Origin of the sequence: Lysobacter auxotrophicus, from assembly GCF_027924565.1 — a bacterium.
GTDB lineage: Bacteria > Pseudomonadota > Gammaproteobacteria > Xanthomonadales > Xanthomonadaceae > Lysobacter_J > Lysobacter_J auxotrophicus.
Genome location: NZ_AP027041.1, coordinates 1639954 through 1662616, shown reverse-complemented (window position 1 = coordinate 1662616; position 22663 = coordinate 1639954). Strand labels below are relative to the sequence as shown.

Here is a 22663-nt window from a genome sequence, read left to right as displayed (position 1 = left end):
GTCATCCCGGCGAAGGCCGGGATCCAGGCCGAATGCGCGTCCGGTGCCGCCATCCGCTCTTCGTCGGCCGTGACGGCCTGGATCCCGGCCTTCGCCGGGATGACGGTAGATGGGCGATGCGGGCTGCACGAGTGCAACCCACACATTGACGGATTGTGGTGCTGCAACACCTGGAGCCTCACTTCCCTCCCGGCTGCGTCACCGTAAGCGTCGCCGGAATGACCCGGCCCACGCCGCGAAGCTCCGGGCGGTACATGTCTTCCACCAGCGATGGCGGCACCGTGTAGGTGCCCGGCGTCACCGCGCGCACGAGGTAGAACACGCGCGCCGTATCGCCCACGTCGAGCTTGAGCGCGGCCACGTAGCGGTCGTCGCGGAACTCCTCGTGGCGCACTTCGGCGGCGTCGTCGCGATCGCTCAGCTCGATCCCGTCGATCACCACACCGGCCCACTGCTTGCCGTCGCCGAGATTGAAGTTCTCGATCTCCAGTCCCGCCGGCAACAGGTCGGTGAGCAGCGCGTCGGGCATCGGACGGCTCGCACGCACGTTCACCTGCACGATCAGCGCGTCGCCTTCGGCCAGGGTGCCGCCGGTCCACGGCGTGCCGTCGGTCGTGTAGTACTTGCGATCGATGTCGATGACCGACTTGTCCGGCGCCGGTGCGGTGCGCGGCACGCCGGCGATTTCGAAGCTGGCGTACAGCGGCGGCTCGCCCTTCGGCGCGAAGCTCACGCCACGCGCGACCGCGGCCGCATCGAACAACCGTCCGATCAGGCGTGCCGGGCCAGCCTCGCTGGTCGCGTCGCCGACCTTCCATTCGCCGGACACCTGCCTGCCCTGCTCGGCCATCAAGGCCTTGCCCAGACGCGCGATGGCGACCTGCTCCTGCGTGCTGAGCCACAGCCAGCTGTTGTTGCGCCGCGCGTCGAGTTCGCGGCCCAGCGCGACCGCGCGGGCGTCGAATTCGGGCTTCGCCAGCTTGTGCTCGTGCACCAGCGCGATCATCAGCGCGTCGTCGCGCAGGCGGCTGCCGTAGTCGCCCAGGTACTCCGGACGATCCGCCGCATCGCGCGCGAAGCCTTCGGCGATCGCCTTGGCACCGCGCGCCTTGTCGCCCTGCAGCGACAGCGCGATGCCCAGGTGCACCAGCGGCAGGCCGGTGAGGCTCTGCTTGCGCTCGTTGTCGTACAGCGCGCGCAGCGTGCCCAGCGGCGCGCGGTTGACGCGCGCGAGCGCGTAACCGGCGTAGGCCTGGTAGGCGAACTTGAGGTGTTCGCGCCGGTCGTAGCCGAAGAACGGCGAGCCGCCGGAAAGCAGGTCCTCGTTGAGCACCTTCAACGCCTTCTGCAACATCGCGTCGGGCACCGCGAAGCCGGCGTCCCGCGCGTCGAGGAGGAACTCGACGACGTACGGCGTGATCAGCGGATTGACGTAATCGCCATCGCCCCACATCGAGAAATGGCCCGAGCCGATCTGCATCGCGGCCAGCCGCCCGAACGCGCCTTCCATCCGCGCGCGACGCTTGCCCGCATCAAGGCCCGTCGTGCCGAGCATCTTCGCCGTGGCGTCGTCGAGTTCGAGCGCGGCGAAGCCCTTGCTGGTGGTCTGCTCGGCGCAACCGTAGGGATACTCGAGCGCGCCCTGCAACGCGGTGGCGAACGGAATCGGCGGCAATGCGCTGACCGACAGGCGCGCGTTGACCGACTCGGGCATCAGGCCCTCGGCCAGCGCCTGGTCGAGGGCGATCTCGCCCAGCGAATCGAGCACCTTCGTGCGCGCACGCACCACCGACGGCCACGCCGGGCGGACCGGCAGGTCGTAGCGACGATCGACCTTCACGCCGTTCCCGTCCACGCGCACACGCACCTGCGCGACGGTCATGCCGGGGCGGGCCTGCAGCGGGAAGGTGTAGGTGGTCTTCGCCTCCGACGCGAGCTGCGCGGTGCGCGTGCCCTCGGAAATCGCGATCGGCCCCTCGCCCGTCACCTGCACCTTGAACGTGCCGGCGCGGCCGGTGAAGTTCTGCACGTCCAGCGTGACGTTGCTCCGGTCGCCCGGCGCGAGCACGCGCGGCAGGCTGGCTTCGGCGAGCACGGGCGCGCGCACGATGGTGTCCGCCGCGCGGCTGCCATACGTGCTGGCCGAGTACACCAGCGCCGAGACGCGCAGCGTGCCGTTGAAGTCCGGAACGGCGAGGCGAACGCGCGCATTGCCCTTCGCGTCGAGCTTCACCGGACCTGCGAACAGGTCGACCGTCTGCACCTTCGCCGTCGGGCGCCGCGCCTGCGGCAGCGCGGTCAGCGCCATGTCGCCACCGAAGCGGATCTTCGCCATGTTGCCTTCGAAGCTCTCGATCACGCGACCGTAGACGTCGTACGCATCCACGCCGAGGCGGCGCTGCGCGAAGAAGTGCGCGGCGGCATCGGGCACCGGGAAGCGCGTGATGTTGAGGATGCCCACGTCCACCGCCGAGACCGTCACGAACGCGTCCTTGCCGGCCAGCTGCGGCACGCTCACCGTGACCGGCAGGTCGCGCTCGGGCTGCATCTGCTTCGGCACGGACAGGCCGACGGCCACCTTGCGATCGCGACGGTCCATCGGCACGAACGCCACGCCCACCGCACGCGCCGGCGTGATCCTGCTCGGCGCGCTGCCGCCGCGGAACACCAGCGCGGTGACGTAGACGTCGTGGCGCTCCCAGTCCTTGGTCACCGGGATCTCGAACGTGCTGCCGGCTTTCGCGTCGATATCCTGCACGTAGAGCATGCGGTCGGTCTCGACCATCAGCAGGCCCTTGCCCGCATGCGGCGGCGTCAGCGTGACCTTGAGCGTGTCGCCGGCGCGGTAGGCGGTCTTGTCGAGCGCGAGCTTCACCTTGTCGGGGCGCGCATCCAGGCCGCGGTTCTCATCGTTCCAGCTCCAGCCGGCGGTGAAGGGATAGCGCGTGGTGAGTTTCGTCGCCGGATCGAACACGTCGAGGCGGTAATCGCCCCACTCGACCGGGAAATCGACGCGTGCCGACGCGGTGCCCACGTCGACCGTCTTCGTCTCGATGTCCTCGTAGCGGCGGGTGAAGTCGTAATCCCAGCCGTCGTCGCCGTGGTTCCAGTGGTAGTCGCGGTGCTCGCGCACCAGCGTCACGCGCAGCGCCTTCGCCGGACGCGGCTGTGCGTCGCTGCCGTAGCGGCCGATCTCGAAGCCGACGCGCGCGTTCGCGTCGGCGCCATCCTTGTCGTCGAACAACGGACGCACGCCGACCAGCGCATCGGCCGGCCACAGCACGCGCTTGAGGCTGCGATTGACGCTGCGCCCGCCCGTCTCGTACACGCTGCCGGTGACGATCGCGGCGATCGTGCTCACGGGTTTGGCTTCGTCCGGCAGCGCGATCTCCTGCTCGAGCTTGCCCTGCGCGTCGAGTTCGGTATCGACGACGTCGGCGGCTTCCTTCGGCAGCGACAGCGTGGGATCGCCGAAGAACCAGCCGGGCAGCTGCTCGAGCGGATGCTGCTCGATGGCCACGGCAAGCTTCGCGGTGAAGCGGTTGCCCGCGGCGGGCGCGCCGTACAGGTACGCGCCGTCGACGCGCAGGTTCAGCGCTTCGCCCGGCTTGAGCACCGGCTGCGCATCGAGGTCGAGCTTGAGGCGTTCCGGGAGGAATTCCTCCACGCGCAGCGTCATGCCCTGCACGGCGTCCTTGCTGCCCGGATCGGTGCGGAATTCCACGCGCCAGCGGCCGGTCGCGGCGTCCACCGGAATGACCTGCTCGTGGCGCACGTAACCCTGCGCGTCGGGCTGCAGGCGCGTTTCCAGGAAGGTCTTGCCGTCCGGCTGCACGTAACGCAGGAACACCGGCTGCGGCGCCTTGCCCGTTTTCGCCGCGACCGGATTGCCGTCCTGGTCGCGCAGCAGCGCCGACAAGCGCACCGTTTCGCCCGGCCGGTACAGATCGCGACCGGACCAGGCGAACACGTCGAACCACGCCTGCTCGCGCCCGCTGACGGCGAACTCCGACAGGTCCAGCGCCGGCTGGTTGAACGGCAGCATCGAGACGTCGCGGCCCTTGCTCGCGACCAGCACGTAGGCGGCATCGAGCTTGTACTTCAGCAGCGCGTTGCCGTTGCCGTCGGTTTCGGCCTTCATCACCGGCTCGCCGCGCGAGTCCAGGATGCGCAGCTCGACGCCCGACACGGCGCTGCCGTTTTGCAGCGATGCGGTGTGCACGAACAGCGTGTCCTTGTAGGCGCGCACGTGCAGGCCGAGGTCGCTGACGGTGAAGAACGCGGTCTCGTACTGGTCCTGGAACTGGCCTGCGCGCTTCATCACCGCGAAGTACAGGCCGGGTTCCTGCAGTTCCTTGATGTCCTGCACCGGCAGGTAGGTCAGCACGCGTTCGTTGGGCTTGCCGCCGAGCACGAAACGATTGACGTAGACCGGTTCTGCAAGCTGGTCCAGCGGCGTCTTCTCGCTGTATTCGCTGGCCAGTTCCCAACTGCCGCGACGCCCGCCGCGCTGGTATTCGGCGAAGAACTTCGGCAGCTCCTTCTCGCGCACGCGCAGGAATTCGACGTCCACTTCCTGCACGTTGACCGAGACCACCGGCAGGCCGCGGCTTTCGCGAGCCGGCAGCACGCTGCCCTGCGAGGCGAAACCGACGACCGGATCGAGCGGACCGGTGTAGATCTCCTTGCGCAGCGGCTGTGCGAGGCGATCGCCCGACGCGGCGGTCAGCCCGGCCTTGATCGCGACGACGTAGTCCTTGCTCGCTTCCACGTGCGGGAAACGCAGCACCTTCGCGTCGTCCGCCAGCACCCAGCTGCCTTTGACGACCGCGCCGTTCTTGTCGGTCACGGCGATCAGTTCGTCGAACGATTGCGTGCCCACCAGCGGCTTGCTGAATTCCAGCGCGATGGCGAGCTGCTCGTCGCCCTTCTGGTCGGGATACGCCGCGAGCAGCGCGAAGCCCTGCACCGTTTGCGCTTTCGCCTGTATCGCCTCGCCGCTCGGTGCGGGAAGCTGGCCGTTCGCATCGCGCTTGCAGCCGGCGAGCAACGCGGCGGCAAGCACAAGGAAGGCGAACCACCGCATCACGCGGCCGTGGTCCAGTCGGGCGTGGACGAATGCTTCGGCTGCGCGCTTCATGCGATCTCCCCAGAGGTGCGCCGAGTATAGATTCCGGCCACGAAAACTTCGCCGGCCGGACGCCGTGCACAGCGGGCCGGAACGCCTGTCGGGGTTGTCACATGGCGTGTGCGATCATCGGCCGCCTCGACTTTCCCGACCCACTGCATGTCGCGCGACGTACCGCGTCCTGCCATCGCCGAAACCGAACCGCCGGCGCACCCGGCCGCCGTTCCGGACGACGCCGCGCGAACCCGAAGTCCGGTGCTCGTCATCCGCCACGGTGCATTCGGCGACCTGCTGCAGGCCGACGGCGCGCTGCGCGATCTTCGCGAGCACCATCGCGACCGGCACATCGCCCTGCTCGCCTCCTCGCCCTACACGCGGCTGATGTCGCGCTGCCCGCACGTGGACGAGGTGATCGCCGATCCGCGCGCCCCGCTGCTGCAACTCGGCCGCAACCTGTCGCTGCTGCGCACCTTGCGCGAGCGCGGCTTCGAGCGCGTCTACGACCTGCAGGGCAGCGACCGCACCGCGCTCTACCGCCGGCTGATGCCGGAAACGCCCCAGTGGCTGCGCAAGCACAATCCGTCGGGCAGCGGCACGCCCGACCGCCTGGCCTACGCGTGGATGCTGGCGCAGGCCGGCATCCGGGTCCGCCATGCCGACGCCCCGGACCCGGCGTGGATGGCCGAGGACGCCGGCGCCCTGCTCGCCGGCGCGGGCGTGCCTTCGGACTACATCGTCCTGATCCCGGGCAGCGCCGCGCGGCACGCGCACAAGCGCTGGCCCGGCCATGCCGCTCTCGCCCGGCGCCTGGGCGAGCTCGGGCATGCGGTCGTCGTCGTGCCGGGGCCGGACGAACTCGAACTCGCCCGCAGCCTGCCCTGCCACGTGCTGACCCGACCGGACGGCGGCTTTCTGGACTGGTTCGCGCTCGCCGGCGTGCTGCAGCGCGCAGCGTTCGTCGTGGGCAACGACACGGGGCCGACCCACCTCGCGGCGGCGCTCGGCGTCCCGGGGTTGGCGTTGTTCGGTTCGCACACGTCGGTCGAGCGCACCGGCATCCGCATGCGCGCCTTCGAGGCGATCCAGGTGTCCGACCTCGCGCAGTTGCCGGTCGAGACCGTGCTCGCGGACGTGCTGCGTCGCCTGCCGCACGCCTGACGGCTTTACCGCCGCGCCCGCGGCGGTCACGATGCGGCGTCCCCGCGCGTGCGATCCGACATGAAGCTGAGCGACCTGTACCTGTACCCCGTGAAGTCGTGCGCGCCGCTGGCGCTGGAGGAAGCGCGGGTGGAATCGCGCGGACTCGCCGGCGACCGCCGCTGGATGATCGTCGACGCCGATGGTCGCTTCGTCACCGGTCGCCAGTTTCCGGAACTCACGCTGCTGCGCGCGCGCCCTGCGGACAATGGGCTGACGTTCGACGCGCCCGGCATGCCGACGCTTTCCGTGCCCCTCCCGGCGCCCTCAGAACATTCCGTGGTGGAAATCTGGAAGAAGCCGGTCGGCGCGACGTTCGCATCCGACGATGCCGGGGACTGGCTCAGCCGCTATCTCGGCAGCGCCGTGCGGCTGGTCTACATGGACGACACCGTACTGCGGCAGGTCGATCCGACGTTCGCACGCGAGGGCGACATCGTCGGCTTCGCGGACAGCTTCCCGATCATGCTGCTGGGCCGCGGTTCGCTGGACCGGCTCAATTCGCAGCTCGACGTGCCGGTGTCGATGACGCGCTTCCGCCCGAATTTCGTGGTCGATGTCGACGAGCCACACGCCGAAGATGCGTGGACGCGGATCGCGATCGGCGAGCTGGAATTCGATGTGGCGAAGGACTGCACGCGCTGCAACTTCGTCAACATCGATCCGGCGACGGGGCGCCGGTCGCACGACGGCCAACCGTTGAAGACGCTGACCGGTTACAGGCGGTTCGACGCCGGCGTGACGTTCGGGCGGCATCTGATTCCGCGGTCGTTCGGCGTGGTGCGCCGTGGAGATGCGGTGCGGGTGTTGGGGTAGGCGCAGCGGCGTTTCACTCCATCCGCTTTCCCGTCATCCCGGCGAAAACCGGGACCCAGGCATGCGACGCGTGACGTGCAATCCCACGGCCTTTCGGAAGGCGTGTCGGCCTGGGTCCCGGCCTTCGCCGGGATGACGGGCTAGAACCACGGCGACGGCGACGGCGACCGCGGCCGCGCCTGCGACTGCACCAAACAAAAACGCCGCCCGAAGGCGGCGTTCCTGTTGATGCCGTAACGCGTTGGATCAGGTCGCTGCCGGCGACTCCGATTCGCCCGACGCTTCCGTCGCGACTTCGGACGCCGCGCCTTCGATCGCCATCCCCTCGACCGTCGCATCGCCGCCGCCGTTCTCCTCGTCCTCGTCGAGCGACGCGTCCACGCGTTCGATCGTCTGCAGGCTTTCCTCCGGCGACAGGCGCATCAGGGTGACGCCCTGCGTGTTGCGGCCGACCTGCGAGATCTCCGCCGCACGCGTACGCACCAGCGTGCCGCCGTCGGAAATCAGCAGCACGTCGTGGTGATCCGACAGCTGCACCGCGCCGATGAGCTTGCCGTTGCGTTCGGTGGTCTTGAGCGCGATCACGCCCTGGCCGCCGCGGCCCTTGCGCGGGTATTCCTCCAGCGCGGTGCGCTTGCCGTAGCCGCGTTCGCTCGCAGTGAGGATGTCGCCGTCGCCGTCGACGACGATCAGGCTCACGACGTACGCGCCGCTGGTGTTCCGACCACCGTTGTCGTCACCCTCCTCGCCCTCCTCGCCTTCGGCCAGGCGGATGCCGCGCACGCCGGTGGCGGTACGGCCCATCGAACGCACCGCGTCCTCGGAGAAACGCACGGCCTTGCCGTTGCTCGCGAACAGCATGATGTCGCGCTCGCCATCGGTCATCGCCACGTCGACCAGCGCATCGCCGTCGTCGAGGTTGATCGCGATCTTGCCGCGCTGCAGGCGGAAGGCGAACTCGGTGAGCGGCGTCTTCTTGACCGTGCCGTTGCGCGTGGCGAAGAAGACGAAGCAGTTCTCGGCGTACTCGCGCACGGGCAGCACGGCCTGCACCTGCTCGCCGTTTTCCAGCGGGATCCAGTTGATGATCGGACGGCCGCGCGCGTTCGGGCCGGCGTCGGGCAACTGGTGCACGGGCAGCCAGAACACGCGCCCGGCGCTGGTGAAGGTCAACAGCGTGTCGTGCGTGTTCACCAGCCACAGGTGGTCGATGAAATCCTCGTCCTTCGTCGAGGCCGCGTTGCGCCCCTTGCCGCCGCGCTTCTGCGCGCGGTACGTGCTGACCGGCTGGCGCTTGGCGTAACCCGAATGCGACAGCGTGACCACCACGTCTTCCGGCGCGATGAGGTCGAGGATGTCGAGGTCTTCCTCGCTGGCGCGGATCTCGCTGCGGCGCGCGTCGCCGAATTCTTCCTTGACGTTGCGAAGTTCGGTGCGGATCACCTCCAGCAGCACGTTCGGATCCTCGAGGATCTCGATCAGGCCGCGGATGGTTTCCAGCAGCTGCTTGTATTCGTCGGTGAGCTTGTCCTGCTCCAGGCCGGTGAGGCGGTGCAGGCGCATTTCGAGGATCTGCTGCGCCTGCGTTTCGGTCAGCTGGTAGCGGCCGTCGATGAGGCCGACGCCGGCCGGCAGGTCTTCCGGACGCGAGGCATCGCTGCCGGCCGCGGCCAGCAGCGCGCCGACCAGGCCCGGCTCCCACGTGCGGGCGAGCATGCGTTCGCGCGCTTCGTTCGGATTCGCCGAGGTCTTGATCAGCTCGATCATCTCGTCGATGTTCGCGAGCGCGACCGTCAGGCCTTCCAGGATGTGCGCACGCTGGCGGGCCTTGCGCAGTTCGAAGATGGTGCGGCGGGTGACGACTTCGCGGCGATGCTTGACGAAGACTTCCAGCATCTCCTTCAGGTTCAGCAGCTTCGGCCGGCCGTCGACGATGGCGACCATGTTGATGCCGAACACCGACTCCATCTGGGTCTGCTGGTAGAGGTTGTTGAGCACGACCTCCGCCGACTCGCCGCGCTTGACCTCGATGTAGATGCGCATGCCGTCCTTGTCGGACTCGTCGCGCAGCTCGCTGATGCCCTCGAGCTTCTTTTCCTTCACCAGCTCGGCGATCTTCTCGATCAGCCGCGCCTTGTTGACCTGGTACGGGATCTCGGTGACGACGATCGCCTCGCGACCGTTGTCGGCCACTTCCACCTCGGCGCGCGCACGCATGCGCACGCGACCACGACCGGTGCGGTAGGCGGCGGTGATGCCGGCGGTGCCGTTGATGATGCCGGCGGTCGGGAAATCCGGGCCCGGGATGTACTGCAGCAGGCCGTCGACGTCGATCGTCGGCTCGTCGATCAGCGCGATGGTCGCGTCGATCACTTCGGACAGATTGTGCGGCGGGATGTTCGTCGCCATGCCGACCGCGATGCCGGCCGAGCCGTTGACCAGCAGATTCGGCACACGCGTCGGCATGACGGTGGGCTCGAGTTCCTTTTCGTCGTAGTTGGGCTGGAAATCGACGGTTTCCTTGTCGATGTCGGCCATCAGCTCGTGCGCGATGCGCGACATGCGCGCTTCGGTGTATCGCATGGCCGCGGCGTTGTCGCCGTCGATCGAACCGAAGTTGCCCTGCCCGTCCACCAGCATGTAGCGCAGCGAGAATGGCTGCGCCATGCGCACCAGCGTGTCGTACACGGCGGTGTCGCCGTGCGGGTGGTACTTACCGATGACGTCACCGACGATACGCGCCGACTTGTAGTACGGCTTGTTGCTGTGCGCGCCCAGTTCGTTCATCGCGTACAGCACGCGGCGATGCACCGGCTTGAGGCCGTCGCGCGCGTCCGGGAGCGCGCGCCCCACGATCACGCTCATCGCGTAATCGAGGTAGCTGCGGCGCATCTCGTCTTCGAGGTTGACCGGGATGATTTCCTTGGCGAGTTCGGCCATCGGGTTTCCGTGTTTGTTTGTTTGCGCGCGGCCGAACCGGCGGTTCGCTCAGCACGAAGTTTCAGCCGCAAAACACCCCTTGCGGGCTGGCGTTCCAGTCCGCTGCGGGCGGTGTCGGATCGACAGGAAATGATAGCACGGAACGGGGTTTCGAGACACCCGTTTCTTGGGCAGAAACAATGACTTGCGAAGCAATCGGCCGGTTTTCCGCGCATCAGGCGCGGTGTTGCCGGCGAGGCGAGGCCCGCGCACGGCGAAAGCTCCCGCCATGCACCGATGCGCATGCGGGGGCTTGCGGTCACGGCCGCGCTGGTAGGCGATCAGGTGCGCTTGGCCAACGCCACCTGCGCCGACCCTCTCCCGTCAGGAACGGGGCGGTCGACGATCAACCAAACGCCGCCCTCATCGCCGCTTCGTCCGGGCGCTCGATGACGCCGCGCTCGGTCACGATGGCGTCGATCAGCTCATGCGGCGTCACGTCGAAGACGGGGTTCCAGGCGCCGATTTCCTCGGCCGCCGTGCGCATGCCGCCCACGGCGAACAGCTCGCCGGGATCGCGCTCCTCGATGTGGATGGCATCGCCCGAAGGCGTTTCCATGTCGACCGTGGACGACGGCGCGACGACCATGAACTTCAACCCGTGATGGCGGGCGGCGATGGCGAGCTGGTAGGTGCCGATCTTGTTGGCGGTATCGCCGTTGGCGCAGATGCGGTCGGCGCCGACGACCACCCACTGCACGTCGCCGGACTTCATCAGGTGCGAGGCGGCGGCGTCGGCGATCAGCGTGGGCGAGATGCCGTCCTGCTGGAGTTCCCACACCGTCAGGCGCGCGCCCTGCAGCCACGGGCGCGTTTCGCCGGCGAACACCTTGTCGATGCGGCCTTCGGCCACGCCCGCGCGGATGACGCCCAGCGCCGTGCCGAAGCCCGCGGTCGCCAGCGAACCGGTGTTGCAGTGCGTGAGCACGCCGCTGCCCGGCGGAATCAGCGCGGCGCCGAGCGCGCCCATGCGGCGATTGGCGGCGAGGTCTTCGTCGGCGATGGCCTGCGCCTCGCGTTCGAGCACCTCGCGCCAGTCGCTGCCAGCGACGGCGAGCACGCGGCGCATGCGCGCCAGCGCCCAGGCGAGGTTCACCGCGGTGGGACGGGCGGCGTTGAGGCGTTGCAGCGCGGGTTCGAGCTTCGCAGCCGCTTCCCGGCCGTCGTTTGCTTCAATCGTGCGCGAGGCGAGCACCACGCCCCAGGCAGCAGCGATGCCGATGGCCGGTGCGCCGCGCACGGTGAGCGCGTGGATCGCCGCGGCGACGGCGTCGCTGTCGGCGCAGGTGACGTATTCCACCACGAACGGCAGCTTGCGCTGGTCCAGCAGTTCGAGGGCGTCTCCGGTCCAGCGGATCGGACGGATGCGGTCGTAGCGGTCGAAATCTATGGCGTTGGTGTTCATGCGGCCAGTTTACAGGCCGCTGCGCAGCGCCACCGCCCGGAGCGGGTGAACGGGAACCAGAACGAGCGGCCGGCCACTCGTTCGTTTCCGCGTGCTCGCGTTTGCGGCCTAGCGCACCTGGAAGTCGCCGCGGCAGCCGTTGCTTACCCAGACGCCATTGCGGTCCCAGCCCCAACTGCGGCCTTCGATGCAGGCGGACTTCGAGGCCTGGCGGACCAGGCGCGCATCACGGCGGATGGTGACGTTGCAGCGGCGTTCACGATGGTCGTCGGAGCCGCAGTAGAGCGTCTGGACGTTGCCGCCGCCGGGGCCATTCCAGCCACCGCCGTGCCCGCCGCCGTTGCCACCGCCCCAGCCGCCGCCGTAGCCGGTCGCGAATTCGGCGCGGCATCCGTTGTCCACCCAGACGAAACCGCGGCCCACGCCCCAGCTGCGGCCTTCGACGCAGGCGGACTTGGAGTACCGGCGAACGAGCGTCGCGCCGCGGCCGTCGATGGCGCACTGCCGATAGCGGTTGTCGTTGGAATCGCAGCGGACGGTGCGGCCATCGCCACCGCCACCGCCGTTACCCCAGCCGTTACCCCAGCCGTTGTCGCGACCGAGCGCGAATTCCGCCCGGCATCCGTTGTTGACCCAGATGCCCGAGCGGTCGTAGCCCCAGGTGCGGCCCTCGATGCACGAGGCCTTAGACACCTGCCGGAGCAGTTGCACACCGCCGCGCGTGTCGGCATTGCAGCGATGCAGGCGGCTGTCGTTGGAATCGCAGCGCACGGTCCGGTCCGAGCCGTAACGCTGCGCATCCACCTGTGCCTGCGCGGCCTGCGCCCAGAGCGCGCCGACGGCGAGGACGGACAAGAAGCCAAAAGCCCTGAGCGATTGCGCGATCATCGAAGCCCCCTGCGTGCGATGAGAATTTTTCTCAGACTAACGCGCGAGGCTTAACGGGGGCCGCACCGGGCGGGCCCGGATCACGGCGGTTCAGCCGCCGGATTGCTGCGGCTTCTGGTGGATCTCGAACTCCGCGCGGCAGCCGTCCTCGACCCAGATGCCGTTGTCGTCCACGCCCCAGCTGCGGCCTTCCACGCAGGCCGCGCGCGACAGCTGGCGGAACACGCGCACGCCGCCCTTGGTGTCGATGGGGCAATGGCGCGGGCGTTTGTCGACCGAATCGCAGCGCACGATCTCGCGGGGCGCTTCGTTGGCGACGTCGACCATCATGCGGAATTCGGCCCGGCAACCGCCCGACACCCACACGCCGCGGGCGTCGGCGCCCCAGTTCTGGCCGCGCATGCACGGGTTCTTGGAAAGCTGCCGGACCAGCTCGACGCCGGCGCGCGTTTCGGACGGGCAGTGCGTCCAGCGATTGCCCTTGGATTCGCAGCGCATCACGCGCGAACCGGTGCCGCCGCCCACGCTGCCGCCGTAGCCGAGCACGAAATCGCCGCGGCAGCCGTCCTTCACCCAGACGCCGGCGGAGCTGACGCCCCAGGTCTTGTTCTCGTCGCAGTCGGTGCGCGAGAGCGTGCGCAACAGGCGCACGCCGCCGCGGATGTCGGCCGGGCAGAGGTTGTCTTCGCCGTCCTTGGATTCGCAGCGCAGGATCCGGTCGCCGAGGAAACGCCCGCCTTCCTCCTGCGCGAACGCGTCAGGTGCGACCACCACACATGCCGCAAGCAACGTCGAGACTGCCAAGCCGCGCATCATGCACCCCTGTCTTCCAGACGCCACTGTATCGGGTCCGCGCGTAAACGGGCATCAAGAACCCGGCGGATCGCGAAAACGGGACGTCAGGCGCGGGCGAAGTCGAAGGCCAGCACATCGGCGATGCGGCCGGTGCGCAGCATCGCCATCATCAGGCGGTCCATGCCCAGCGCGACGCCGGCGCATGCGGGGAACCCCGCCGACAGCGCATGCAGCAGGCGCTCGTCGCGCGGCGGCTCGATGTCGCCCCGACCTCGGCGCACGCTGCGATCGCGCTCGAACCTCGCGCCCTGCTCCGCCGCGTCGGCCAGTTCGTGATAGCCGTTCGCCAACTCCAGCGGCCCCAGGTACAGCTCGAAGCGCTCGGCCACCGGCGGCTCGCCCGCACGGATGCGCGCCAGCGCGCACTGCGAGGCCGGGTAGTCGTACACGGCCAGCAGTTCGTCCGGATCGAACGACGGTTGCAGGCGGTGGGTCATCAGCAGGTCGAGCCAGTCGTCGCGGGTCAGCCCCGCCGGATCGATCACCACATCGCCAAGCGCCGCTCGCAGTTGTGCCTCGCTCGCGCTGGCCGGATCGATGCCCAGTCGTTCGCGATACAGGTCGTGATACGTGATGCGCGACAGCGTCGCCGTGCGGCCGACCAGCGCGAGCGCCGCCCGCACCAGCGCGGCGGTTTCGTCGACTAGACGCGTGTGGTCCCAGCCGAGGCGATACCACTCCAGCATCGTGAATTCGGGATTGTGGCGGCCACCGGCTTCGCCGTCGCGGAACACGCGGCCAAGCTCGTAGCAATCGCCGAAGCCCGCCGCGAGCAGCCGCTTCAACGGGTACTCCGGCGAGGTGCGCAGCCAACGCGTGCGCGGCGCGCCGTCGGTGCGGCCGCTGAATTCCAGATGGAACGACGCGATGTTCGGGTCGCTGTTGCCGGCCATCGACATCACCGGCGTTTCCACTTCGACCACGTCGCGTTGCGCGAAGAACGCGCGCACGGTCGCGTTGAGCCGCGCGCGCAGGCGCAGGACGTCGAACGACGCCGACGGTTGCCAGTCGCCCATGCCTCAGCCTCCGTGTTGCGCGAGGAACGCGAGCAGGCGCGCTTCGTCCCAGACCTCGACGCCGAGCTCGGTCGCCTTGTCGAGCTTGGAACCGGCCGCTTCGCCGGCGACGACGAAACTGGTCTTCTTCGACACGCTGCCGGCGACCTTCGCGCCGAGCGCTTCCAGCTTCGCCTTGGCCTCGTCGCGACTCATCGCCGACAACGTGCCGGTGAGCACGGCGGTCTGTCCTTCGAGCGGGCCGGCGGCCGACGCTTCGACGGCCGGCGTCAACGACTGCAGCGTCGACAACGACTCGCCGCCGCGACCAAGCAGTCGCGCGTTTTCCTCGTCTTCCAGCCACTGCGCGAGCGCGATCGCGGTTTCGTTCGGCAAGCCCGCGGTCACGAAACCGTGCTGCGGCGCGTCGAGCAGCGCCTGCGCGTCCGGGAACGCCGACGCGAGCTGTTCGGCGCGCACCTTCGTGATCTTCGGTATCTCCAGATCGCCCAACAAGGTCGCGAAATCCAGGCCGTCACGCAGCTTCGCGTTCGGCGCATGCGTGTCGTTGATGGTCACGCCGCGTGCGAGCAGGTCGTCGATGACCTGCTGGTTGCCCGGCTGGTCGAAGAAATGCCCGATCGCGCGCGCCACTTCACCGCCGACGTCGGGCACGCGCTTGAACAGTGGCCACGGCAGGCGGCGGATCAGCGCGATGTCGCCGAACCAGTTCGCCAGCGCCTTCGCCGTGCTTTCGCCGACGTGCTGGATGCCGAGCGCGTAGAGGAAGCGCTCCAGCGTGGTGTTGCGGCTGTGGTCGATGGCCTCGATGAGGTTCTCGGCCCACTTCGTGGCGACCTTGCCGGATTTCACCGTCTCGGGCGTCGTGCCGTCGCGCTCGTCGGCGCGCCGCTTCATTTCCAGCAGGTCGTCGAGTTCGAGCTTGTAGAGGTCGGCCACGGACTGCAGATAACCCAGGTCCGACAGATCCTCGATGAAGCGCTCGCCGAGGCCTTCGATGTCCATCGCGCGACGCGAGGCGAAATGGCGGATCGCTTCCTTGCGCTGCGCCGCGCAGGTCAGCTCGCCCGAGCAGCGCCACACGGCCTCGCCTTCCTCGCGCACGATGTCCGAACCGCACACGGGGCACTGCGTCGGCATCTGCCATTGCGGCGCGTGCGGGTCGCGGTATTCGGGCACGACGCGGACGATTTCCGGGATCACGTCGCCCGCGCGACGCACGATCACCGTGTCGCCGATGCGCACGTCCAGGCGTGCGATCTGGTCGGCGTTGTGCAGCGTCGCATTGGTGACGACGACGCCCGCGACCTGCACGGGTTTCAGGCGCGCGACGGGCGTCGCCGCGCCGGTGCGGCCGATCTGGATGTCGATGCCTTCCAGCACCGTGGATTGTTCCTGCGCCGGAAACTTGTGCGCGATCGCCCAGCGCGGCGCGCGCGAAACGAAGCCCATTTCGCGCTGGCCGTCGTAATCGTCGAGCTTGTAGACGACGCCGTCGATATCGAACGGCAGCGATTCGCGCTGCTTGCCGATGCCGCTGTAATAGCCAAGCAGCCCTTCGGCGCCGGCGACCACGTCGTTGAGCGCGCTGACCGGGAAACCCCAGTCGCGCAGTTTCGCCAGCGTCTGCGAATGCGTCGGCGGAAGTTCGGCGCCTTCGACGATGCCGACCGCGTAGGCGTAGAACGCAAGCGGCCGCTGCGCGGTAATGCGCGGATCGAGCTGGCGCAGCGAGCCGGCCGCGCCGTTGCGCGGGTTCGCGAGCACCTTGCCGCCGTCCGATACCGCGCGCTCGTTGTAGGCCTTGAACGCGGCGAGCGGCATGTACACCTCGCCGCGCACTTCCAGCACGGCGGGCCAGTCGCTCCCGCGCATCTGCAGCGGGATCGCCTTGATCGTGCGCAGGTTGGCGGTCACGTCCTCGCCGGTTGCGCCGTCGCCGCGCGTGGCGCCCTGCACGAACCGGCCGTTCTCGTAGCGCAGGCTGATGGCGAGGCCGTCGAGCTTGGGCTCCACCGAGAACTTCGGCGCCCGGCGACCGAGTTTTTCCTCGATGCGGCGCTCGAAGTCGGCGACTTCCTCGTCGGTGAACGCGTTGCCGAGCGACAGCATCGGGATCGCGTGGCGCACTTCAGCGAACGTGCCCGACGGCGCGATGCCGACGCGCTGCGTGGGCGAATCGGGCGTGACGAGGTCGGGGTGTTCGGCTTCGAGCGATTGCAGTTCGCGCAGCAGGCGGTCGAATTCGGCATCCGGAATCGCCGGATCGTCGAGCACGTAGTAGCGGTAATTGGCGTCGTCGATGCGCTGGCGCAGTTCGGCGATGCGATCGGCGGGAGTCGGAGTCTTGGCCACGTCAGTCCTTCGGCCGTTGCACGGCGGGAGCGTGGGTAGTGTGCGGGTAAGAATGTGAGGACGGAAGCCTCGGGAGCGCATCGTGATGGTACGCGGATCCTTCGATGACACCGTCATCCCGGCGAAAGCCGGGCCCCGGGCTGCCTGGTTTGCAGCGATTGCTGGGCTCGCGTATCGGCGAAGACGCTGCCGCGTAGTGGCCTTCAGCTGGAGCGATCGTCAGTGCACCGCACGCCCCGACCCTCACCCCAACCCCTCTTCCGGAGGAGAGGGGCTCAAATCGTCATCGCGTTGAACGCAATGAGGTGTCTCGCAATCACCAGCGCGCCGGCTTCGTCAGCGGTGGGGCTTCGCGCTGGCGGTCGTAGGCGCGCAGTTCGTCGCGGATGTGCGCGATGCGCTGGCGGCCGAGCGCGTTGCGCTGTTCGTCCAGCACCACGCCGTCCAGCAGTTCGGCCATGCGCTGCGCGGTGGGCAGCATGGTCTCCCACGCGTCCAGCGCGTTCACCGGCGCGGGCAACGTGAGGAAGAACGCGATGGCCGGCGTTTCCATCGACTGGATGTTGGCCATGTCGAAGCTGCCGGGCTTCATGATGTTGGCCACGCTGAACACCGGGCCGCGGTCGGGGTGGTTCTCGACCAGGCGGTGGAACACGCCCATGTAGCCGTAGACCAGGCCGGCCTTTTCGGCGGCGACGACGATGTCCGGGCCGTGCAGCTTCTGTCCGGCGCGGGCGGCCAGGTACAGGGTCACGATCTTGTCGAATTCCTCGGTGACGCGACGGCCGAGTTCGCTGTTCGCGCCGCCTTCGAGCGTGCGGTCGAACAGCTCCAGTTCGGCCTGCGCGGTCGAGCCGCCCGCCGCACCCTGCGCTGCGTCGCGTTCGATCTGCTCGCCCAGCGTGGGTTCCTGGCGCGGCGCGCCGGCGGAGGACGCCGGTTCGCGCGGGAGGCGCTTGCCCTGCCCCGGCTTGCGCGGACGGCCGAAGAAGACGATGGCGGCGACGAGGATCAGTCCCGCGATCAGGATGCCGATCCGCAGCAGGGTCACGTCGGACATCAGATGGACTCCTTCACGATGGGGTTTGCACGGAACACGCGGCCGGTCACGCCACGCCTGCCAGTCGCGAGGCCTCGGCCAGGTCCACCGACACCAGGCGGCTGACGCCCGGCTCGCGCATGGTCACGCCCGACAGCTGTTGCGCGGCTTCCATCGTCGCCTTGTTGTGGGTGACGAAGAGGAACTGTACCGCCTCGCTCATCTCGCTGACCATCTGCGCGAGGCGCCCGACGTTGGCTTCGTCCAGCGGCGCGTCCACCTCGTCGAGCAGGCAGAACGGCGCGGGATTGAGGCGGAAGATCGCGAACACCAGCGCCACGGCGGTCATCGCCTTCTCGCCGCCGGACAGCAGCGAGATGTTCGACACGCGCTTGCCCGGCGGGCGGGCCATGATCGAGACGCCGGTGTCCAGCAGGTCCTCGCCGGTGAGTTCCAGGTACGCGTGGCCGCCGCCGAACAGGCGCGGATACAGCTCCTGCACGCCACTGTTGACGCGGTCGAAGGTGTCCTTGAAGCGGCCGCGGGTTTCGCGGTCGATCTTGCGGATGGCTTCTTCCAGCGTTTCCAGCGCGGTGGTGAGGTCGGTGTTCTGCGCGTCGAGGTAGTCCTTGCGCTGCTCGGCCTCGGCGTGTTCGGCGATGGCGGCGAGGTTCACCGGCTCCAGGCGGCGCAGCTTGGCGTCCAGTTCGTTGACGCTGCGGCCCCACACGTCCACGTCCATGTCGTCGGTGAGCGTGTTCAACACGTCTTCCAGCACGAAGCCGGCTTCGACCACGGCCGCGACGAGCTGCTCGGCCTTCAGCACCAGCGCCTGCTGTTCGAGGCGGCGCTGCCCGATCGCTTCGCGCTGCTGGATCGCCTGGTCGTCGCGCTGGTGGCGGACCTGTTCGAAACGGCGCAGGTCGTTGTCGATGCCGTCCAGCGTGGTGCGCGCCAGGGTGAGGTTCTGCTCGGTGAGCACGCGCTGCTCCAGCGCGACCTGCCGCTGTTCTTCCAGCGTCACCACCGGATCGTCGCCTTCGGCCAGCTGCAGCGAGAGTTCCTCCAGCCGCGTATCGAGCTGGCCGCGCTGGCCGCCCATGCGCGACAGCGCCTGTTCCAGCGCGGCGATCTGCGTACGCTGCGACTCCAGCGTGAGCGCCAGCGCATGCGCGGTATCGCGCGTTTCGCGGGCGATGTTGCGGGCCTGGTCGCGCGCGTCGGTGAGGTTGCGGCGTTCGCCTTCCAGCGCGTGGCGCGTGTCCTCCAGTTCGCTCATGCGCACCACCGCCTCTTCCTGGCGGTTGCGTGCCTCGCGCCCCTGGTCCTGCGCGGCTTCCAGCGTCTGTTCGAGCTGCGCGAGTTCGGCGTCGATCTTCTCGATGCGCGAGCGCGCGTTGTCGAGGCGGCCCTGCTGGCTCTGCAGCTGGCCCGCGAGCTCGGACACGCTGCGATGCGCCATGTACAGCGTGCGCTGCGCGTCCTCGCGCTGCTGCTCGGCGGCAAGCGTACGGTCGCGCAGTTGGACCAGCAGCGATTCGAGTTCCTTTTCGCGCGACAGCAGCGTTTCGATTTCGCCGCGCAGCGTCTGGATTTCGCGCTCGCGCAGCAGCGCGCCCTGCTGGGCCGCGCCCGAGCGCAGCACGCGCACCCAGCCCGCGCCGAGGCGCTCGCCGGTGCGGGTGATGACCGATTCGCCTTCGCCCAGCTGCGGCAGCAACGCGCGCGCCTGCGTCAGGTCGTCGGCCGCATGCAGTTTCGCGAGGATGCGGCGGATCGCGATCGGGCCGCGTACCTTCGATGCGAGCGACGTCGGCGCGAACTGCACCGAATCGTTCTGCGGATCGACCAGCGCGAGGCGCCCTTCGCCCAGTTCGCCGATGGCTTCCACCAGCGTTTCCGGCGATTCGACCAGCACGCCTTCGATCATCTGGCCGAGCGCGCTTTCGACCGCGTTTTCCCAGCCGGCATCGACGTCGAGCGCTTCGCCCACGCGCGTGGCCGAATCCAGTTCGCGCGCCTTGAGCCAGGCCAGCGCGGCGCCCTGCTCCTGGCCCAGTGCCGCGTGCTGCAGGGTTTCCAGCGACGACAACCGACCGCGCGCGGCCTGCGCCTGCTTGCGGGCATCGGCCAGTTCGGACTGCGTGGTGCGCTGCTGTTCCTGCAGCTGCGCCAGCGTTCCCTTGCGCGTCTCCAGTTCCTCGCTGAGGCTGTCGATGGAGAACTTCTGCGTTTCGTGCTTTTCCTGCAGCTCGGCGAACGAGTCCGACAGCGCGGTCAGGTCGAGGCCGGAACGTTCGGCATTGAGCGATTCGCGGCGGCGATCGGCTTCCAGTACCTGGCGGTCCAGGTGCTCGATGCGCGTGCGCTCCACGTCGGCGGCACGCGAGGCCTCGGCCTGCGCGCGGCTGTGCGCTTCCCAGCGCTGCTGCCAGTCGGTGAGCGCGGCCTCGGCCTCGCGCAACGTCTCCTGGCGCATGACGTCTTCTTCGCGCAATTGCTCCAGGCGCGGTTCGGACTCGCCCACGGCTTCGCGAAGCACGTCCAGCTTGGACTGGTCGCTGCCCATGTGCTGGCCGAGCTCGGCCAGCGCGGTCATGGCCTCGTCGCGCGCCTTGTGCAGGCGGCTGGCCATTTCGCGCTGGTGCTGGATCTGCTGTTCGATGCGGGCCAGCGAACCGCTGACCTCGTAGCTGGCGGCCTGCGCCTTGTTGAGCGCCTCGGCGGCCTCTTCGCGCTTCACGCGGCCGACTTCGATCTCGCGCTCGGCCTCGCGCTGTTCGGCGATGAGCTGTTGCAGGCGGGTTTCCTGCTGCGCGAGCTTCTCGCGCTGGCCCTGCAGTTTCTGGTCGAGGGCGCGGTGTTCCAGCGCCTTCCACTGCGCGTCCTTGACCTTCCGCTCGGCCTGGATCGCCTGGTACTGCTCGGCTTGGCGCGCCTGGCGCTTGAGGTGTTCGAGCTGCTTGCCGACTTCCTCGCGCAGGTCGTTCAGGCGATCCAGGTTCTCGCGCGTGTGGCGGATGCGCGTTTCGGTTTCCTTGCGCCGTTCCTTGTACTTGGAGATGCCGGCGGCTTCTTCCAGGTAGACGCGCAGTTCCTCGGGCTTGGCCTCGATGACCTGCGAGATCATGCCCTGCTCGATGATCGAGTAACTGCGCGGGCCCAGGCCCGTGCCGAGGAACAGGTCGGTGATGTCGCGGCGGCGGCACTTGGCGCCGTTGAGGTAGTACTGGTTGCTGCCGTCGCGGCTGACGGTGCGCTTGACCGAGATCTCGTTGAACGCCGCGTATTCACCGGTGATGGTGTGGTCGGAGTTGTCGAAGATCAGCTCGACCATCGCCTGCGAGACGGGCTTGCGTGCCGAGGAACCGGCGAAGATCACGTCGGTCAGCGAATCGCCGCGCAGGCGGCTGGCGGAGCTCTCGCCCATCACCCAGCGCACGGCGTCGATGATGTTGGACTTGCCGCAGCCGTTGGGACCGACGATGCCGGTCATGTTGGTCGGCAAATGCAGCGTGGTCGGATCGACGAAGGATTTGAAGCCGGACAGCTTGATCGTGGACAGACGCATGCGTCGATGGGTTCTCGGGCTCGATGCGTGTCGCCTGACCGCGCGCGCATCCTCGTGAGGTGGATGACTTATCTACGCTAACTGCTTGATCGGTATAGCGAAGGTTCGGCGTTTCAGCCGAAAGATGAAAGAGTATAGCGAGGCTGGCCGGCGCTGCGGGGCCGGATGGCCCGTCGGGACAGGCCCCGTACGGCAGGCGGGTCCGGTCGACGCGGCATTTACGGCGCCGCTGCGAGGCTGGGGCCATGGATCGAGGTTTCTGGTTGCAGGCTGGCGCGATCGCGTGGCCACTGACGATCGCGCTGGTGCTGGGCCTGGTGGTCCATGGCGCCCTGCTGGCGCTGGCTCGCCGGGCGGATGCCCACCTCGCCACGCGGATGCGCGCCCGGATCGTGCAGGTCATCGCCCTGCCCGCGGCCGTGGCGCTGCCGCTGTTCTTCCTCAGCATCGCGGTGCGGGCCGTGCCGCTGCCGGAGGACTGGATCGACCGCATCCAGCATTGGCTCGGCGTCGGCGGCCTGCTCTGCGTGACCTGGCTGCTGGTGCGGGCGATCGGCGCGATCGAGCGACGCATCCTGCGCCAGCACCCGGTGGAGGTCGCCGACAACCTCGAAGCCCGACGCGTGCAGACGCAGACGCGTGTGTTGAGCCGCATCGCCCAGGGCGCCGTCATCCTCGGCGGCGTCTCGATCGCGCTGATGACGTTCCCCGCGATCCGCCAGCTCGGCACGACCCTGCTCGCCTCGGCCGGCATCATCGGCCTGGTGGCGGGCATCGCGGCCAAGCCGGTGTTCGGCAACCTCATCGCCGGCTTGCAGATCGCCCTCACCCAGCCGATCCGCCTGGACGACGTGGTCATCGTGCAGGGCGAATGGGGCCGCATCGAGGAAATCGACAGCACCTACGTGGTCGTGCGCATCTGGGACGAACGCCGCCTCGTGGTACCGCTGCAATGGTTCATCGAAAACCCGTTCGAGAACTGGACACGCACGACGTCGCAACTGCTCGGCACGGCATTCCTGTGGCTCGACTACCGCACGCCGATGGGCGAAGTACGCAAGGCGCTGCAACACATCTGCGAAACCGACGAGCGCTGGGATGGCCGCGTCTGCGTCGCGCAGATCACCGACTCGGACCGCTCGACCGTGCAGGTGCGATTGCTGGTGAGCGCCCGCAACTCCGGCGACCTCTTCGACCTGCGCTGCGCCGTGCGCGAACGCATGATCGAATTCCTCAACGCCTCGCACCCGTACGCGTTGCCGCGCGTGCGCGTCGCGCGGGCGATCCGCGCGGCAGAGGACGCGGACTCGCGGGTGTACCGGGCGCATGTACCCGCGGCGACGACGACCTCGCCGGGGGCGGAGGATGTGAATGCGGCGGATGTGGTGCGCGAAACGACGCACCCCGGCTGACG

Annotated in this window: 11 protein-coding genes and 2 pseudogenes; 3 read left to right on the top strand and 10 right to left on the bottom strand. The window is 68.7% G+C overall.

The features are described from left to right. Positions 1-178: 178 nt before the first annotated feature. The gene (locus LA521A_RS07430) at positions 179-5086 is read right to left on the bottom strand and encodes an alpha-2-macroglobulin family protein (protein ID WP_281782050.1); all 4908 of its coding nucleotides are present in this window, start codon (positions 5084-5086) and stop codon (positions 179-181) included. A 201-nt stretch (positions 5087-5287) separates the two neighbouring features. Here LA521A_RS07430 and LA521A_RS07425 point away from each other — a divergent pair, with 201 nt between their 5' ends. Together LA521A_RS07425 and LA521A_RS07420 are read left to right on the top strand one after the other, a co-directional pair. Continuing rightward, the gene (locus tag LA521A_RS07425; protein WP_281781661.1) at positions 5288-6286 is read left to right on the top strand and encodes a glycosyltransferase family 9 protein; all 999 of its coding nucleotides are present in this window, start codon (positions 5288-5290) and stop codon (positions 6284-6286) included. A gap of 60 nt (positions 6287-6346) precedes the next feature. After that, positions 6347-7141, top strand: coding sequence for an MOSC domain-containing protein (locus LA521A_RS07420; RefSeq protein ID WP_281781660.1), 795 nt, complete (start codon positions 6347-6349; stop codon positions 7139-7141). 246 nt (positions 7142-7387) lie between these two features. On the opposite strand, the gene gyrA is transcribed toward LA521A_RS07420, so the two are convergent. The 9 genes and pseudogenes from gyrA to smc form a co-directional block, all read right to left on the bottom strand. Beyond that, a complete protein-coding gene (gene gyrA, locus LA521A_RS07415; protein ID WP_281781659.1) occupies positions 7388-10081 on the bottom strand; it encodes a DNA gyrase subunit A in 2694 nt (897 codons plus the stop codon). A 385-nt stretch (positions 10082-10466) separates the two neighbouring features. Further along, the gene (gene mtnA, locus LA521A_RS07410) at positions 10467-11525 is read right to left on the bottom strand and encodes an S-methyl-5-thioribose-1-phosphate isomerase (RefSeq protein ID WP_281781658.1); all 1059 of its coding nucleotides are present in this window, start codon (positions 11523-11525) and stop codon (positions 10467-10469) included. Between the two features lie 108 nt (positions 11526-11633). Beyond that, entirely contained in the window at positions 11634-12380 is a 747-nt protein-coding gene (locus LA521A_RS07405) for a DUF3011 domain-containing protein (RefSeq protein WP_281781657.1), read from the bottom strand. 123 nt (positions 12381-12503) lie between these two features. Continuing rightward, positions 12504-13184: a DUF3011 domain-containing protein gene (locus tag LA521A_RS07400; RefSeq protein WP_281781656.1), complete on the bottom strand. Its 681-nt coding sequence runs from the start codon at positions 13182-13184 to the stop codon at positions 12504-12506. 128 nt (positions 13185-13312) lie between these two features. Further along, the gene (epmA, locus tag LA521A_RS07395; protein WP_281781655.1) at positions 13313-14284 is read right to left on the bottom strand and encodes an EF-P lysine aminoacylase EpmA; all 972 of its coding nucleotides are present in this window, start codon (positions 14282-14284) and stop codon (positions 13313-13315) included. 3 nt (positions 14285-14287) lie between these two features. Next, positions 14288-14467, bottom strand: a pseudogene (locus tag LA521A_RS18990) (BRCT domain-containing protein); the annotation flags it as partial. Between the two features lie 248 nt (positions 14468-14715). Beyond that, positions 14716-16639: pseudogene (gene ligA / locus LA521A_RS07390) on the bottom strand (NAD-dependent DNA ligase LigA); the annotation flags it as partial. A 316-nt stretch (positions 16640-16955) separates the two neighbouring features. Further along, positions 16956-17699 (bottom strand): cell division protein ZipA, encoded by a 744-nt coding sequence (gene zipA, locus LA521A_RS07385; protein ID WP_281781653.1) that lies wholly within the window; start codon positions 17697-17699, stop codon positions 16956-16958. Positions 17700-17745: 46 nt separating this feature from the next. Then, entirely contained in the window at positions 17746-21249 is a 3504-nt protein-coding gene (gene smc / locus LA521A_RS07380) for a chromosome segregation protein SMC (protein WP_281781652.1), read from the bottom strand. 245 nt (positions 21250-21494) lie between these two features. On the opposite strand from smc, the gene LA521A_RS07375 reads away from it, so the two are divergent. Next, entirely contained in the window at positions 21495-22661 is a 1167-nt protein-coding gene (locus tag LA521A_RS07375; RefSeq protein ID WP_281781651.1) for a mechanosensitive ion channel family protein, read from the top strand. Positions 22662-22663 lie beyond the last annotated feature (2 nt).

What these genes read in the sequence shown, in the direction of transcription:
- LA521A_RS07430 (WP_281782050.1), bottom strand. Translation starts at nt 5,086, where the DNA reads ATGCGGTGGTTCGCCTTCCTTGTGCTTGCCGCCGCGTTGCTCGCCGGC.
- LA521A_RS07425 (WP_281781661.1), top strand. Translation starts at nt 5,288, where the DNA reads ATGTCGCGCGACGTACCGCGTCCTGCCATCGCCGAAACCGAACCGCCG.
- LA521A_RS07420 (WP_281781660.1), top strand. Translation starts at nt 6,347, where the DNA reads ATGAAGCTGAGCGACCTGTACCTGTACCCCGTGAAGTCGTGCGCGCCG.
- gyrA (WP_281781659.1), bottom strand. Translation starts at nt 10,081, where the DNA reads ATGGCCGAACTCGCCAAGGAAATCATCCCGGTCAACCTCGAAGACGAG.
- mtnA (WP_281781658.1), bottom strand. Translation starts at nt 11,525, where the DNA reads ATGAACACCAACGCCATAGATTTCGACCGCTACGACCGCATCCGTCCG.
- epmA (WP_281781655.1), bottom strand. Translation starts at nt 14,284, where the DNA reads ATGGGCGACTGGCAACCGTCGGCGTCGTTCGACGTCCTGCGCCTGCGC.
- zipA (WP_281781653.1), bottom strand. Translation starts at nt 17,699, where the DNA reads ATGTCCGACGTGACCCTGCTGCGGATCGGCATCCTGATCGCGGGACTG.
- smc (WP_281781652.1), bottom strand. Translation starts at nt 21,249, where the DNA reads ATGCGTCTGTCCACGATCAAGCTGTCCGGCTTCAAATCCTTCGTCGAT.
- LA521A_RS07375 (WP_281781651.1), top strand. Translation starts at nt 21,495, where the DNA reads ATGGATCGAGGTTTCTGGTTGCAGGCTGGCGCGATCGCGTGGCCACTG.